A 15,698-nucleotide genomic window follows, 5' to 3' on the forward strand; every position below is an offset into this window, starting at 1 on the left:
TCACAGGCCGGTGCGCGCCTCGATGCGGCCGCCCGGCTCGAGCTCGACGACGGTGTCGATGCCGATCCTGCGCAGGAACGGGTAGTCGTGGCTGACCACCAGGATCGCGCCGCGATAGTCGGCCAGCGCTTCGACCAGTTGCTCGACACTGGAGATATCGAGGTTGTTGGTCGGCTCGTCCAGAATCAGCAGCTGGGCGGGCGGGTCGGCGAACAACAAGCGTGCCAGCGAGACCCGGAAGCGTTCACCGCCGGACAGCGTCGAGACGGGCCGTTGCACGCTGCTGCCGCGCAACAGCAGGCGGGCCAGCTGGTTTCGGATGGTGGCCGGTGCGGTGGTGGTGGCCACGGCGTGGACGTTGTCGAGCGCGCTGGCTTGCTCGTCGAGGTTGTCCAGACGTTGTGGCAGATACCCCACCCGGTCGGTGAGCAGCGTGCCGCGTTCCGGGTCGCGACCCGCGAGCAGGTTTTCGATCAGTGTCGACTTGCCCGCGCCGTTGGGGCCGATCAGGGCGACGCGTTCCGGGCCCTGGATGACGACGCGCCGGTCACCGTCGCGCAGTTCCGCGATGCGGCGGCTGCGCGGCACATCGGGATCGGGCAGTTCGAGATGGATGTGCTCGTCGCGGCGTACCCGTGACGAAGCGGAATCCAGGATATCCTGGGCCGCACGGACTTTGGCATCCAGGGTGGTGCGCATGCCCCCGGCCGAGCTCTGCGCCCTGCTGGCCCTGTTGCCCGCGAGAATCCGCGGAATTCCGCCGTCCCGCTGTGTCGCCCTGGCGGTGCGCTCGCGTCTGGCGAGCTTGGTCTCGGCCTCGATCCGCTGCCGCTTCTCGACCTTCAACGCCTGTTCGGCGGTTCGAGCCGCCTGCGCGGCCGCTGCCTGCTCCTGGTCGACGTGGTGCCGCCAGGCGCTGTAGGGCCCACCGAATACCTCCAGTGTCGCGGCCCGAAGTTCCGCGGTGGCGTCCATCCGTTCGAGCAGCTCGAGGTCGTGACTCACCACGAGGAGGGTGCCCGGCCACGAATCCACCAATTCGGCCAGCTTGGCACGGGTTTCGCGATCGAGGTTGTTGGTCGGCTCGTCGAGCAGGGTGATCGGCGTGCGCTGGATCCGCAGCCCGGTGATCGCGACGAGCACCGCTTCACCACCGGAGATCTCGTCGACCCGGCGGTCCAGATCGGTGGCGCTGAAACCGATGTCGTGCAACGCTTCGTCGGCGCGGGATTCGATGTCCCAGTCGTCGCCGATCGTCTCGAAGTGTTCGTCGCCGGTCCGGCCGGATTCGATCGCGCGCAAGGCCGCGAGTTTGCCCGCGATGCCGAGCAATTGCGCGACGGTGGCATCGCGGCCGAGGGTGAGCGTCTGCGGGAGATAGCCCACCGGGCCGGTGGTTTCGATGCGCCCCGACATCGGTGTCAGGTTGCCGGCGATCAGCCGCAACAGCGTCGATTTCCCGGCGCCGTTGCGGCCGACCAGACCGGTGCGCCCGGTGCTCAACGTCGCGTTGAGCCCGGACAGCGCGACGGTGCCGTCAGGCCATTCGAAGGACAGATTCTGCAGCATGATGGCCGCGGAGATGGATGTGGACATGGGTCGTCGACTCTTTCCTGCTCGTGAACGAGCGGCCGCAAGTTCGCGCCGTGGTCGAGATTGACCGTCGGCGCGTGATTCAGGAACTGTGCGGAGCCAGGCGAAGGCGAGAATGTGTGATCGGAAGCGCCGCCTTCGACCGGGCGGCTAGATTCTGTCGACTTCCTCGATGAGCACGTGGCCACCCTAGCAGCGGTGTCAGACCGTAATGGTCTGGTATTCGGTGTACTGGCCCAGACCGACGGCGCCGTATTCGCGGCCGATTCCGCTGGCCTTGAAGCCACCGAAGGGACCGTCGAATCCGACCGGCGCACCGTTGACGGCGACCGTGCCTGCCCGGATGCGGCGGGCCACGGCCACCGCCGCCGCCTCGTCCGCCGACCACACGCCACCGGAGAGGCCGTAGTCGGAATCGTTGGCGATGCGGATCGCGTCGTCGATGTCGTCGTAGGCCATGACGACCAGGACCGGGCCGAAGATCTCCTCCCGTGCGATGCGCATCGCAGGCGTCACGTCGGCGAAAACCGTCGGTGTGACATAGAAGCCGTCCCGCAAGCCGTGCGGCACCTGCGGGCCACCACAGACCAGGCGGGCGCCTTCACCGATTCCGGCCTCGATGTAGTCGCGGACCCGCTGCTGCTGATCGCCGCGGACCATCGGCCCGATGAAGGTTTCCGGGTCGCGTGGGTCACCGACCGGCAAGGACTCGACCAGCGCGCTCAGCGCCGCGACCACCTCCACGTAGCGGGAGGCCGGGGCGAGGATCCGGGTGTGGGCGATGCAGGACTCGCCGTTGTTCAGCAGCGAAGCGAACTTCAGGCCCTGCATCACCACGGTCAGATCGGCGTCGGGCAGGATCACCGCCGCCGATTTGCCGCCGAGTTCGAGACTGACCCGTTTGAGCTGGGAGCCGGCGATGGACGCGATCCGGCGACCGGCGCCGGTCGAGCCGGTGAACGCGATCTTGTCCACCAGCGGATGGGAGATCAGGTACTCGCTCGTGTCCCGTTCGGCGGGCAGCACACTGAGCACGCCGTCCGGCAGCCCGATGCGATCCATCAGCTCGGTCAGCAGTCCCATGCTCAGCGAGTTCTCCGGAGATACTTTCAGCACCACGGAATTTCCGGTGAGCAAGGCGGGCAGCAGCTTCGATGTCGCGGCGGAGAAGGGCGAGTTCCATGGGATCACCGCGGCCACCACGCCGACCGGTTCGCGCCGTACCACGCTGCGCACGAGCGCATCCGGGTCCGACGGAGTGAGCGTTCGCTCCCAGTCGAAATGCTCGGCGGCCGCGAAGTAGGCGTTCGCCTGCCGGGTCAGAGCGGCCTGGCCTGCCTGGGTGAACCAGGCGGCCGAACCGTTTTCGGCGGTGATGAGCTCGGCGATCCGGTCGGCCTGTTCCTCGCGCAGCTGATTGAACTGTCGCAACATCACGATTCGCGCGGCGGCCGGGGTGTCACGCCACTCGCGGCTGTCGAAAGCCGCGTGCGCCGCCGCGACCGCGCGGTCCACATCGGCGGGCTGGGCCTGCGCCGCCGCGCCGAGCAGCGATCGATCGTGCGGAGACAGGATCTCCAGTAGCGCCGGTTCGCTGGGTTCGGTCCACGATCCGCCGATGTAGAGCTGCTCGTAGGTGATCATCCAGCTGCTCCCGGTGCGGCCGGGTTCTGTTGGTCGCGATAGGTTTCCAGCAGTCGCAGCCATACTTCGCTGATGGTGGGGAACGCGGGAACCGCATGCCAGAGCCGGTCGATCGGAACCTCGCCGGTGATGGCGATGGTGGCCGAATGCAGCAGTTCGGCGACGCCGGGTCCGGCGAAGGTGGCACCGACGATCACCCGGCGCCGCGGGTCGATCAGCACCCTGGCCTGTCCTCGATAACCGGGATCGTGCTGGATCGCGCCCGCGACCCGGCCGATGTCGTAGTCGACCACATCCACCACCCGCCCGGTGCGGGCGGCGTCCTCGGTGGTGAGTCCGACCGCCGCGATCTCCGGGTCGGTGAACACCACCTGCGGAACCGCCACCAAGTCGGCGGTTCCGGTGTGCGGGCCCCACTTCTCGGTGTCCAACGTCCGGCCCCGCGCTCGGGTAGCGATGACCGCCCCGGCGATACGGGCCTGATATTTGCCCTGATGGGTGAGCAGCGCACGGTGATTGACGTCGCCGACCGCGTACAGCCACGCGCCGTCGACCGCGGTTACGGTGAAGGTGTCGTCGGTGTCGAGCCACTGGCCGGGCGTCAGGCCGACGGTCTCGATGCCGAGGTCCGCGGTGCGTGGTGCGCGTCCGGTCGCGAGCAGGAGCTCGTCGGCCACCAGCCGGGTGCCGTCGGCGAGGGTGAGGTGGACGCCGTCGTCGGGGCCGCCCGCCCGTTCCGCCGCCGTGATGGTGGTACCGAACCGCAGGTCGACACCGGCCTCCCGGAGCCGCTCGGCGACCAGGTCCGCGGCGAATGCCTCGACCCGGCCGAGCAGCCGGGATTCGCGAGCGATGAGGGTGACCTGCGCACCCAGCGCCTGCCAGGCGGTGGCCATTTCGACGGCGACCACACCGGCGCCGAGAATCGCGAGCCGGCCGGGAACGTCCTCGGCGGCGGTGGCTTCGCGGCTTGTCCACGGCCGCACCGTATCCAAGCCCGGTAGTGGGGGCAGTGCCGCCGACGTGCCGGTGCACACCGCCACCGCGTGCCGGGCGGCGAGCCGCACGGTGCCGCCCTCGGGCGTATGAACTGTCACCTGCCGCGGTCCCGCTATGCGGCCGTGACCACGAATGAGGTCGACCCGCACGGAGTCGAGCCAGTCGACCTGGTCCCGGTCGTTCCAGTCGGCCACCATGCGGTCACGGTGTTTCAGCACCGCGGGCACGTCAAGGCGGCCGGTCACCGCGCCGCCGACGCCGGGGAAGCGTGCGGCCTCGCGATAGAGCAGGGCGGGACGCAGCAGGGCCTTGCTGGGTTCGCAAGCCCAGTACGAGCATTCGCCGCCGACCAGCTCGGATTCGACGATCACGGTACTGAGCCCGGCGGCGCGGGTACGGTCGGCGACGTTCTCGCCGACCGGCCCGGCGCCGATGACCACGACATCGTAGGTACGAGTTTCCTTCTCGGACATGGGTTCGCCTTCGCTGGTCGGATCAGCGGCCGGGTGCACGCTGGGTGACTTCCTGCAGGAACCAGCCGTTACCGTCGGGATCGGTGAACGCGGCGAACGAACCGTAGGAGCGGCGCTGCGGATCAGCCCCGGGGACACGGCTTTCGGTTCCGGGTTGATGGAACACACCGGTGGCGTCGCGGAACGGTCCGTCGACCTCGATCCCGCGCTCGGTCAGCTCCGCGACGGTCTGCTCGATATCGGTGACGATCAGGTGCAGGCCCTGCACGGTGCCGGGCGCGGCCGCGCTGACACCGGTGCCGATGATGATCGAGCATTCCGAACCGGGCGGGGTGAGCTGCACGACGCGGTAGCCCTCGTCCACCGCGAAGTCGGCGTCGAGACGGAATCCGAGCCGATCGGTATAGAAGGCCTTCGCGCGGTCGACGTCGGCGACGGGCAGCACGATGACTTCGAGCTTCAAATTCATGATCACGGGGTCACGCCCTTGGCGGCCTGCTCGATCACGTCGGCGACCACGTCGGGGTGCGAGACGGCGACCGAGTGCGAGGCCTCGACCTCGGTGACCTGGGAATGTGCCCGCTCGGCCATGAACCGCTGCGCCGCGACGGGGATATTGAGGTCCTGGGTGGTGATCACGTCCCAGCTGGGCTTGTCGGTCCAGGCGGCGACGGTGGCCTTCTCCTCGAGCGCGGCCTGATCGATCGGACGCTGGGTGGCCGCGGCCAGGGTCGCGCGGTCCGCGGCGACATCGGCGGCGAACTGGTCGCGGAACTTGCTCTGCTGGATATACAGATCGGTGCCCGCGCTGTTGTCCGGGCGGGTGAAGGCGACCGGGTCGAGCGTGCCGGGCAGCGTGGACCCGGGGAACTTGGTGGTCAGCTCGAGCGCGGTTTCTCCCGGTGCGGGCAGGAAGGCCGCCACATACACCAGCGCCTTCACCTGATCGTTGCCCGCCGCTGCGGCGCTGATGACCGATCCGCCGTAGGAGTGCCCGACCAGGACGACCGGGCCGTCGATGTGGCTGAGCAACCCGCGCACCGAGGCGGCGTCGGCGGCCGGTCCACGCAGCGGATTCGCCGCCGCGACAACGGGATACCGGTTCTCGATGAGCTTGTCGATGACGTCGTTCCAGCTCGATCCGTCCGCGAACGCGCCGTGGACCAGCACGATGGTCGGCTTCGGCGCGTCCAAGGTGGGCCCGGCCTGGGTGGTGGTGCTCGCGGTGCAGGCGACGGCGAGGCTGCCCGCGGCCACTACGGCCGTGATCGCCGCGACCGCTCGGCTGGAGCGTCGGATGTCGACCATGTCATGGTCCTTTCGGGGAACGGTGAAGCAGTGCGGATTCCACAATGGGTCGCGCGGCCCCGGCGCCACATCTGTCACCTGACGCCGACCATGACGTAGTCACCATCGCCGGACCGGCAGTGTCCGACACGAAGACCAGGTGGGGGCTGTCCAGCGCGCACGCATCGCGGGAGCGTCCCCGATCGGCGGGGACGGGCTGGAATACGTCAGTCCCAGCGTCATCCGACAGATTCGGGGCGAGGTCCCGGACAGCGATCGTTTTTCCCATGGCTACTGTCCGTTTTCACCTGATGTCCACCCTGTCGCCCGCCGAGGTCGTGCACGTGCTCACCGACTTCGGGCCAACCCGTCCCGAGGCATGGCCGACGATCGATGCCGAGCACTTCGTCGTCCACGAGCGTGGCGAGACCTGGGCCGAGGTCACCGAAGGCACCGCCGCGGCCTGGGAGCGCGCCCGCTACGAGTGGGACCCGGCCGGCGACACCGTCACCATCACCACGCTGGACTCCAAACTCTTCGGCGCGGGCGGCGGCTGGGTCTTCCGCGCCACGCCGACGCAGGCGGGCTCCCGCGTCGATATCGAACTGACCCGGACCCCGCGGGCGTTCAAGGGCAAGGTCCTGGCGCTGCTGCTGCCCCTGGTCGGGCCGTCCTCGCTGCGCAAGTCCTTCGCCGCGCCGTTGCGGGCCACGTGATGTCGCTCCCGCCCCAGACCTCCGGTGTGCTCGCGCCGGGCGCGCACGTCTTCGACTCCGACGGTGTCCGCCAGCGGTACCACGTCTACGGCAGCGGCCCGGTCTGCCTCGCCCATCCGGGCGGGCCGGGCATCCACTGGGAGTACCTGCGCATGCCCGAGCTGGAACATCATCTGACCATGGTCTATGTCGAGGCCATCGGCACCGGCGAATCCGGTCGTTTGCCGACACATCCGCACGGCTACACCCGGGAGCGCTACAGCATCGCGCTGCAACGGATCATCGATCACCTCGCGGTGCCGACGGTGTATCTGCTCGGTCACTCGCACGGCGCGTTCGTCGCCGCCTTCCACGCGATCCACCGTCCGACCGGCCTCGCGGGCGTCATCCTCTACGAGGGTTCACCGGTGACCGGACCCGAGCACGGCGCGGAGGCCGCACGGCGGCTCCGGGAATTCGCCGCTGCCCACGCTGATCGCCCCGAATTGGCCGAGGTGCTCGCGGCTTTCGGTGCGATGCAGGCTATTTCGAACGATGTGCAGACCCTGGCCGTCGCCCGCGGCATCTTGCCCGCCTACCTCGCCGACTACTGGGGTGACGAACGGCGCTGGGCTCCGGTGCGCGATGCGCTGCGCGCCGGCTACATCTCGGGACTGGACGCGATCGGATCTCCCGATCTCGTCGACGACCGCGCCGACCTGCCCGCACTGACCGTCCCGGCGCTGGTCGTCGTCGGTCGCTTCGATGTCATCTGCGGACCGCGCTGGGGGCAGGAGCTGCACGAGCTCATCCCCGATTCGCGACTGCTGATCCTGGAGCACAGCGGCCACCTGGGGCATCTGGAGGAACCTGGGCGTTTCGCCGCCGCGATCCGCGACTTCGCCCGCTCACCACAATCCATGCCGTCACCGCGTGGCGGCAGCCGGGAAAGGCTCGTGCCATGAATCCTCGAAAGCCCGAACGCCCCACTGTCGCAGAGCTTTTCGTCTGCGGACCGATCGCGATGCTGATCTGGTCGGAGACCGCCCTGCTGCACGGTCGCGGACCGTCGGCACCGGAGTTCGTGGGAGGCAGGTCATGAACAGCACTGCGACACCTACTGTTTCGGCATCCGCGCGTTCGTCGCTGACCCGCCTGTCGCTGGGCCGCGGTGTGCTGGCGATCGCCTGGGCTCTCGCCTTCGCGGCAGCCCACGACCCCCTGGACGCCGTCGCGGTCATCCTGCTGGTCGGCTACCCGCTGATCGATGCCGTGTCGTCGCTGATCGACTTTCGCGCGGTGCCCGACGGCCCCGAGCGCCGGGTGACCGCGGTCAACGGCGTTCTGAGCGCGGTCACCGCTGTCGCTCTCGGTATCGCAGGGACGACCGGCAGTGCCGCCGCGGTCCTGGGCGTCTTCGGCATCTGGGCGGTGCTGTCGGGCGCGGCCCAGCTGGTCGTCGGGCTGCGCAGGCGTGGCGCGGTGCTCGGCAAGCAATGGCCGACGCTGATCTCCGGCGGACTGTCCTTCCTGGTCGGCGCGACCTATGTCGCCAAGGCCGCGGGCGAGTCGCCGTCCCTGGATGTCCTGGCCATCTACGCCACCGGTGGCGGCGTCTTCTTCCTCGCGCAGGCCGCGCTGCTGGCGTGGAAGGCATATCGGCCGCGCGACCGCACTGGCCTTCGCCGCCGAAACGCCCGGGGCTAATCCGGGTTCAGGTGTCGGCGTTGTTCGGCGCGGTGGCTGAGGGCGTCGACGATGCGTTGCCAGGACGGGGACGACTCGGAGATGCGCGAGGAGATCAGCGTGCGGGTCGTCTGCCTGCCCGGGTCTCGTTCGTGGGCGATTTCCCAGGCGTCCAGGTCGTCGATGAGCTGGTCGAGGCGGGGATCGTGGGGGTCCCAGGTGGCGGAGTGGTCGACGGCGAGGTAGAGGCGGGTGGTTTCGGGGTCGTCGAACTCGGCGTTCTTCTCGCGGATGCGCTGGGGGACGGCGGTCGGGTCCAGAGCCTGGAGGAGGATCCAGGAGTCGCGTTCGAGGAGTACCCGTTGTTCGCCGATTCCGAGGCCGCGCATGCGGTTCAGGATGGCGACTACTTCGGGTGGCAGGACGAGGCTTTCGCCGCTGTCCAATTCGGCTATCCGGCTCCGGTATTCGGTGAGCTGGTCGATCTTGCGCTGGAGTTCGGCGTCGATGTCGGTGATGGCCGCGGCGAATTCGGTGGGTTGGGCGTGGAGCAGCGCGTCGATGCGGGACAGGGGAACACCGGCGTCGGCGAGGGTTCTGATCCGGATGAGATCGACTGCCGCTTGGGCGCTGTAGCGGCGGTAGCCGGAGGCGTCGCGGTCGGGCTCGGGGAGCAGGCCGACGTGGTGGTAATGGCGGACGGTGCGCACGGTCACGCCCGCGGTGGCCGCGAGCCGGCCGATCGTGAGCACCGTCCTCCTCGGGTCTACGCCGAACATGATCGTGTCGAGTCTAGGTGCGTGCGGCTCGGTCGACGACATCGCGAATCGCCTGGACCACGGCGTCGGGACGGTCGAAGCAGAGCCGGTGGTGCACGGTGTCGGCGAGGATGCGGTGGTCCCCCTGCGAGAGGCCGTCAACCAGGGCCGCGTCCATTCGCCGTCGGCCGTCGTGCATCTGGCGCAGCGTCTCCGCGGGCTGGGTGGGGTCGGGGCCCAGCGCGCTGAGCGCGACAACGGGGATATCGGGAAGGCCAGGCCCGGTGTGGAGTTCGGCGGCCAGTGCGGTCAGATTGCTGCGTTCGGCGATGCCGACGCGGGTCCATTCGTCGCTCTCCTTGGCTTCGACCAGCGATCGCCGGATGTGCTCCGGGTAGGCCGCGAGCAACTCGGTGCGCATCTGACGCAGAGCCGGGCGCAGCTGTTCGAGCTGCTCCGGATCGGTGCCCATCCGCTCCGCCTCGGCCAGCCGCAGCACGGGCGGCATGAACTCGTCCCAGTCGCGGTGCAGGCCGTCGATCCAGACCAGTCCGGCCACCTCCCGCGGGTACAGCTGCGCGAACCGGTGCGCGTAGAAGCCGCCGAGCGAATGGGGCGCGAGAACATAGGGGCCGGGGATGCTCTGGGCCCGCAGCAGCTCGCGCAGTTCGGTAGCGACCGCGGCGGCGGTGCGCGGCAGGGGGAGCGAGTCGCTGTAGCCGGTGCCACCGCGGTCGTACACCACGGCCGTGGTGAACTGTGAAACCTGTTGCTGGACACCGAAGTAATCGAGACCGACCGCGCTCGCGCCCGGCAGGAACACCACGGCGGGCCCGCCGCTGCCCGAGCGGTGCGCGAAGATGCGGTGGCCGCAGACTTCCTGGAACCCGCCGACCGGCGGCACGAGCCGAGTCGGGGGAGAGCTGTTGTTCGTCATGGTACCAGCCTCCAACCCTGACGCACGGTCAAGGTCAAACCCGGGTCTGGCTCGTCTGCGGTGTGGCTCGGCGGCTTCGGCGAGCGCGGGTCAGAACACCAGGTAGCGCAGGGTGAGGAAGCGCAGGCCACCGCACCCGGCCATGACGGTGAGCATGGCGCAGGCCTGAGTGAACTCGCCGAGGCCGGGGACGAAGGTGTCCAGTCCGGCCAGGGCGCCGGTGCTGATCAGCAGTCCGGCCAGGGCGAGTCCGCTGCCCTGGCACTGCGCCGCGAACCAGCCCACCTGACCCGCCGCCCGGAAGGTGAGACGGCGGTGCAGTTCGTTCGCGATCAGGGTGCTCACCATCGAGCCCGCGATATTGGCGGCCAGTGGTCCCAGGTCGGTGCACGCAAGAAACAGCAGCACGTAGGCGATATTGCTGACGCCGCCGACCAGGGCGAAGCGCAGCAGCTGGGCACAGATGTGCTCGCCGAGCAGGAACCGCCGGACTCGGGTGCGCAGGCCGGACCAGTCCGCGCGCGGCGCCGGGACGAAGACGGAACCGAAGGCGGGGGCGGGGGCGATGCTGGTCATACCGAGAACCGTGGCCGAGCCCGCTGACGCCGACCTGACGTCTGGCTGACAAACGCCTGGCACGACGCGGCGCCGACGGTGTCAGCGGACGTGTCAGGGCGGTGTCAGCCCGATATCAGCCGAGCCGGTGACTGTAGTTCCCATGAACAGCACAGCAATTGCAGCCTCCGGGCTGCGAAAGGCTTACGGGGACAAAACGATCCTCGACGGCATCGACATCACCGTCGGCACCGGCACGATCTTCTCGCTGCTCGGGCCGAACGGGGCGGGCAAGACGACCACCGTGAACGTCCTGACCACCCTGCTGAAGGCCGACGGCGGCACCGCCCGCGTAGCGGGCCACGACCTGACGACCGAAACCAAGGCGGTCCGCAAAGCGATCGGGGTCACCGGCCAGTTCGCCGCGGTGGACGACCTGCTGACCGGCGAGGAGAACCTGCGACTGATGGCGGATCTGCACCGCCTGCGCGGCAAAGCGGGCAAGCGGGTGGTCACCGAACTGCTGGACCGATTCGACCTGGTGGAGTCGGCGCGCAAGCCGGCGGCGTCCTACTCCGGCGGTATGCGCCGGAAACTGGATCTGGCGATGACCCTGGTCACCAAGCCGGAGATCGTCTTCCTGGACGAGCCGACCACCGGCCTGGATCCGCGCAGCAGGCGAACCATGTGGGAGATCGTGCGGGAGCTGACCGCTGACGGCGTGACCATCTTCCTCACCACCCAGTACCTCGAGGAAGCCGATCAGCTGGCCGACCGGATCGCGGTCCTCGACCAGGGCCGCATTGTCGCCGAAGGCACCGCCGACGAGCTCAAGCGCCGTGTCCCCGGCAGCCACATCCAGCTGCGGTTCACCGACGCCACTGAACTGGCCGCGGCGGCGCGGATCCTGCCCGGCGCCACCCCTGACGACGAGGCGCTGGCCCTGCGGGTTCCCGGCGACGGCAGCTCGAAATCCCTGCGGGCGCTGCTGGATCGGCTCGCCGCGCACTCGCTCGAGGCCGACCAGATCTCCATCCACACCCCTGATCTCGACGATGTCTTTCTCGCCCTGACCGGGCACGCCACCACGGAGGCCGAAGCACGATGAGCACTCTTTCCGTCACCGATTCCCTGTTCGACGCATCGGTCATGTTGCGCCGCAACTTCACCCACATCACCCGTTCTCCGGTCACGATCTTCAACGCGGCGCTGATGCCCGTGGTGATGATGCTGATCTTCGTCTACGTGTTCGGCGACGCGTTCGACGTCGGCGAGAACTACATCGACTACGCGGTACCCGGCATGCTCATGCTGGCCATCAGTTACGGCCTGTCCGGCACCGCGGTCTCGGTGAGCTCCGACATGACCACCGGTGTCATCAACCGGTTCAAGGTCATGGACGTCTCCCGTGGCGCCGTGCTCACCGGCCATGTCGCGGCGAGCATGGTGACCAACGTGGTCGCCGTCGCCTCCGTCCTCGCTGTCGGCTTCGCGCTGGGATTCCGCTCCCCGGCGACCGCTGTGCAGTGGCTGGGCGCGCTCGGCGTCCTGCTGGCCACGGCCTTCGCCGCGGCCTGGCTCACCGTCGCGCTCGGCATCGCCGCGAAAACCCCTGAAGCCGCTGGTATGTCGGTGGTGCCGCTGATCATGCTGCCCTTCGTGAGCAGCGCGATCGTGCCCGCGGAGAAGATGGGTCCCGGCGTCCGTCAGTTCGCCGAGTACCAGCCCTTCACCCCGATCATCGAATCCCTGCGTGGATTCCTGGCAGGCAACCCCTCCGCCGGCTACACCGCCGCTGCGCTCGCCTGGTGCGCCGGGTTCGCCATCGTCGGGTACCTGTGGTCGCGTGCCACGTTCACGAAGCGAGCGTGAGTGCCACCAGTTCCGGCCTGCTCGCCAGCGCACCCTCCCGCATCGCCTCGGTGAATCCCACATCACCGAGGCGATGTCGTGCTGTCCGCTCGATGCGGGCGGCATCCGGCTGGGAACGGTCGGGCAGCCCGCGCGTCGCGGTGCTCGCCGCGAGCAGTCGCGCGGCCTGCTCGTACTGTTCCGCGCGCAGCGCCAGGTCCGCGATGCCGACGAGTACCTGGGCTATCAGCGGAGCGTGGCCTGCCGCCGACGCCGCCTCGAAGGCCGAAGTGTGTTGTGCGCGAGCCTTGTCGAGGTCATCGGCGAGGTAGCCGAGCAGGCCGTGCACCATCGCACTGACATTCGGCTGTTCGGCATCACTGCCGAACAGCGTGCGCGCGAGGTCGATCTGCCCGTGGGCCAGCTCGGTGTCGCCGCGCCAGCGAGCCAGTTCCGCACGTGCCAAGGCGACTTCGGCCAGCGCGGTCGGCCAGCCGGTCCGGTCCGCGCAGCGCTGCGCTTCGGTCAGGGCGGCGGCACTGGCCTCGGCATCGTCGAGCAGCCAGTACAGCTGGGCCTGCCGGGATCGCATCCCGACCACGTCCTCGATCGCGCCGACCTCGGTGACCACCCCGATCGCCTGCTCGTACAGCTCGCACGCGGCGGCGAATTCGCCGCGCATGGCGGTGCGGTTCGCCAGTTCGGTCAGCGCGAACGAGATCCCCCAGCGCTCACCGAGGGCACGGAACTCGGTGAGCGCCTGTTCCAGACACTCGTCCGCCTCGGGCCCGTCGTGGCCGAGCACAGTGCGCAGCTTGCCCAGCTGTAGGCGTGCCAGGGCACGCGACCAGGGGTCGTCGTCGGTGAGCACCGCTTCGAAGGCGGGCAGATATTCGTCCGGTCCGGCCAGCATGCGTTCCAGTGCGGCGGTGAATCGCAGCGCCGGATGGCTGCTCCGGCTGTCACGGCCGAACTGGTACGCCTTGTGGATCCATTCCCGCACCTCGTATTCGCCGTTGCGACCCGAGGTCCCGAAATGCACGGCAAGGCCGTACACCGTCGCCTTGGTCTCGTTGTCGACCTCGCCGGGGACCTCGGCAGCGGCGACGACCAACTCGGTGCCCTCGGCCTTGTGTCCGCCCAGCCACCAGTACCAGCCCGCTGCCGCCGCGAGTCCCATCGCCCCGGCCGCGTCACCGGACGCGAGCGCGCCACGCATCGCCGTCGAGATGTTGTCGTGCTCGGCCGCGAGGACGGCGAGCCACTCCAATTGCTCGGCACGGCGCAGGTGCGGTTCCGCGGTGGCGGCGAGTCCGGTGAAGTACGCCAGATGCGCATGGCGCGCCGACTCCGCGTCGCCCGCCTCGGCGAGCCGGTCGGCGGCGTACCGCTTGATCGTTTCGAGCATGCGGTAGCGCGGAATCTCGTCCTCGGTGACGAGCAGCAAGGACTTCTCGGTCAGGGTGGTGAGCAGCTCGAGCACCTCCCACTGCTCGACCTTGTCCGCGCAGACCTGTTCCGCCGCTTCCAGACTCGCGCCGCCGGAGAACACCGAGAGCCGGCACAGGACCATCTTCTCGGCGTCGCTGAGCAGTTCCCAGCTCCAGTCGACCACCGCGCGCAACGTCCGGTGCTGCGGGATCGCGGTGCGGCTGCCGCCGGTCAGCAGCCGGAACCGATCATCGAGACGGTGCGCGAGCTGATCGAGGGACATGGTGCGCAGCCTGGCCGCGGCCAGTTCGATCGCCAGCGGGATACCGTCGAGCGCCCGGCAGACCCGCGCCATGGTCGCCAGGGTGTCCGCATCGGTCGCGAGGTCCTTGCGCACCGCGCCCGCCCGGTCCCGGAGCAGCGCGACGGCGGGGGAGGTCTCGATCTCGCGGGCGTCCGCGTCGTCGGCGGGCAATGTCAGCGGCTCGACCTGCCACAGCGCCTCGCCGGTGATGCCGAGCGGTTCCCGGCTCGTCGCGAGGATCCGCAGTCGCCTGCATTCGCCGAGGATCCGGTGGGCGAAGGCCGCCGCCGCCTCGATCACGTGCTCACAGTTGTCCAGGATCAGCAGCGTCTCGCGGTCGCGGATCGCCGCGATCAGCCGGTCCATCGGGTCGGCGTTCGGGGCGTCGCCGAGCAGCGCGTCCCGGAGACCGAGCGCGGCGAAGGCTGATTGCGCCAGGTCGCCGCTGCCGTCGGCGGAGGCCAGTTCCACCAGCCAGGCGCCGTCGGGCAGGTCGCCGAGCATGGTGCGCGCGGTTTCCACGGCCAGCCGGGTCTTGCCTGATCCGCCCGGCCCGGTCAGCGTGGTAAGCCGGTGTGCCGCAATGAGTTCGCGGACCGCGGCGATGTCGGCGCGCTTGCCGACGAAGCTGGTCAGCTCGGCGCGCAGGTTGGTCGTGCGTTCCGCGGGTCGCGCCCCTACCTCGCCGCGCAACAGCGCGACATGCAGTGCGGACAGCTCCGGTGACGGGTCGACACCCAGCTCGTCGGCGAGGGCCTCGCGGGCGCGCTGGTACACGGTCAGCGCCTCCGCGCCACGGCCGGCGGCGCCCAGTGCCCGCATCAGCGCGGCAACGAGCCGTTCCCGCACCGGATGCTGGGATACGAGTTCGGTCAGCTCGGCGACGACTTCGGGGCCACGGCCCAGGCGGAGTTCGGCTTCGTAGCGATCCTCCATGGCGGCCAGGCGCAGTCCGTCGAAGCGTGTGATCACCGCGTCGAAGGCCGCGCTCTCGCCGATGTCCTGCATCAGCGCACCGCGCCACAGGTCGAGTGCTTCGCGCAACAGCCGCGCCTGGTGCGCGTCGTCGCCGCCGCGCGCCTGGTCGAGGAGCTGTTCGAACCGGATCGCGTCGACCGCGCGAGGCTGCACCGTCAGCCGGTATCCGCCCGCCTGCACCTCGATGGCCCCGTCGGGCAGTGCCCTGCGCAAGCGGGAGACCAATGCCTGCAGGGCGTTCGCCGCGTCGGCGGGCGGCTGCTCGTCCCAGATCCAATCGACGAGTTTCGATTTCGGGACCGCGCGACCGGCTTCGAGTGCCAGCGCGATCAACAGCGCCCGCAACCGAGCGCCCGGTACCTCTATCGATCCACCGTCCTCTGTTCGGATCTCCAGCGGTCCAAGCATCCCGATCTGCACCCGGCCCATTGTGCCTCGGACGTCAACGGGTCGCGACACCCGCTTCGACGGGCCGGAGTCCGTGTCAGCGGGTGCGTCAGGTCGGTG

Annotated in this window: 14 protein-coding genes; 5 read left to right on the plus strand and 9 right to left on the minus strand. The window is 69.3% G+C overall.

The features are described 5' to 3' along the window. From ACWF9G_RS11140 to ACWF9G_RS11160, 5 genes are all read right to left on the minus strand, one after another. Entirely contained in the window at positions 1-1,596 is a 1,596-nt protein-coding gene (locus ACWF9G_RS11140) for an ABC-F family ATP-binding cassette domain-containing protein (RefSeq protein ID WP_452514921.1), read from the minus strand. A gap of 198 nt (positions 1,597-1,794) precedes the next feature. Next, positions 1,795-3,237 carry an aldehyde dehydrogenase gene (locus ACWF9G_RS11145; protein ID WP_452514922.1) on the minus strand — a complete coding sequence of 481 codons (1,443 nt, stop codon included), beginning with the start codon at positions 3,235-3,237 and terminating at the stop codon, positions 1,795-1,797. Beyond that, a complete protein-coding gene (locus tag ACWF9G_RS11150; protein WP_452514924.1) occupies positions 3,234-4,709 on the minus strand; it encodes a dihydrolipoyl dehydrogenase family protein in 1,476 nt (491 codons plus the stop codon). Before ACWF9G_RS11150 ends, ACWF9G_RS11145 begins: the two co-directional genes overlap by 4 nt. A gap of 22 nt (positions 4,710-4,731) precedes the next feature. After that, on the minus strand, positions 4,732-5,178 hold the full coding sequence (locus ACWF9G_RS11155; protein WP_452514926.1) for a VOC family protein: 447 nt from the start codon (positions 5,176-5,178) through the stop codon (positions 4,732-4,734). A 2-nt stretch (positions 5,179-5,180) separates the two neighbouring features. Further along, on the minus strand, positions 5,181-6,017 hold the full coding sequence (locus ACWF9G_RS11160) for an alpha/beta fold hydrolase (protein ID WP_452514928.1): 837 nt from the start codon (positions 6,015-6,017) through the stop codon (positions 5,181-5,183). A gap of 266 nt (positions 6,018-6,283) precedes the next feature. On the opposite strand from ACWF9G_RS11160, the gene ACWF9G_RS11165 reads away from it, so the two are divergent. From ACWF9G_RS11165 to ACWF9G_RS11175, 3 genes are all read left to right on the plus strand, one after another. Continuing rightward, positions 6,284-6,712, plus strand: a complete 429-nt coding sequence (locus ACWF9G_RS11165) for a hypothetical protein (RefSeq protein ID WP_452514930.1) — start codon at positions 6,284-6,286, stop codon at positions 6,710-6,712. After that, positions 6,712-7,656: an alpha/beta fold hydrolase gene (locus ACWF9G_RS11170; protein ID WP_452514932.1), complete on the plus strand. Its 945-nt coding sequence runs from the start codon at positions 6,712-6,714 to the stop codon at positions 7,654-7,656. Before ACWF9G_RS11165 ends, ACWF9G_RS11170 begins: the two co-directional genes overlap by 1 nt. A gap of 133 nt (positions 7,657-7,789) precedes the next feature. Next, positions 7,790-8,398 carry a DUF308 domain-containing protein gene (locus ACWF9G_RS11175; RefSeq protein WP_452514934.1) on the plus strand — a complete coding sequence of 203 codons (609 nt, stop codon included), beginning with the start codon at positions 7,790-7,792 and terminating at the stop codon, positions 8,396-8,398. On the opposite strand, the gene ACWF9G_RS11180 is transcribed toward ACWF9G_RS11175, so the two are convergent. The 3 genes from ACWF9G_RS11180 to ACWF9G_RS11190 form a co-directional block, all read right to left on the minus strand. Continuing rightward, the gene (locus ACWF9G_RS11180) at positions 8,395-9,129 is read right to left on the minus strand and encodes a MerR family transcriptional regulator (RefSeq protein ID WP_452514936.1); all 735 of its coding nucleotides are present in this window, start codon (positions 9,127-9,129) and stop codon (positions 8,395-8,397) included. The genes ACWF9G_RS11175 and ACWF9G_RS11180 overlap by 4 nt on opposite strands. Positions 9,130-9,169: 40 nt before the next feature. Beyond that, a complete protein-coding gene (locus ACWF9G_RS11185) occupies positions 9,170-10,072 on the minus strand; it encodes an alpha/beta fold hydrolase (RefSeq protein ID WP_452514937.1) in 903 nt (300 codons plus the stop codon). 90 nt (positions 10,073-10,162) lie between these two features. Then, positions 10,163-10,648, minus strand: coding sequence for a GtrA family protein (locus ACWF9G_RS11190; RefSeq protein WP_452514939.1), 486 nt, complete (start codon positions 10,646-10,648; stop codon positions 10,163-10,165). Positions 10,649-10,790: 142 nt separating this feature from the next. Here ACWF9G_RS11190 and ACWF9G_RS11195 point away from each other — a divergent pair, with 142 nt between their 5' ends. Together ACWF9G_RS11195 and ACWF9G_RS11200 are read left to right on the plus strand one after the other, a co-directional pair. Continuing rightward, positions 10,791-11,735 (plus strand): ATP-binding cassette domain-containing protein, encoded by a 945-nt coding sequence (locus ACWF9G_RS11195; protein WP_452514941.1) that lies wholly within the window; start codon positions 10,791-10,793, stop codon positions 11,733-11,735. Then, entirely contained in the window at positions 11,732-12,499 is a 768-nt protein-coding gene (locus tag ACWF9G_RS11200) for an ABC transporter permease (RefSeq protein ID WP_379308201.1), read from the plus strand. The genes ACWF9G_RS11195 and ACWF9G_RS11200 overlap by 4 nt, the downstream gene beginning before the upstream one ends. Here the strand turns inward: ACWF9G_RS11200 and ACWF9G_RS11205 are convergent. Next, the gene (locus ACWF9G_RS11205) at positions 12,483-15,620 is read right to left on the minus strand and encodes a BTAD domain-containing putative transcriptional regulator (protein WP_452514943.1); all 3,138 of its coding nucleotides are present in this window, start codon (positions 15,618-15,620) and stop codon (positions 12,483-12,485) included. The genes ACWF9G_RS11200 and ACWF9G_RS11205 overlap by 17 nt on opposite strands. Between the last annotated feature and the right edge of the window lie 78 nt (positions 15,621-15,698).

The organism is Nocardia sp. NPDC055029 (assembly GCF_053608525.1).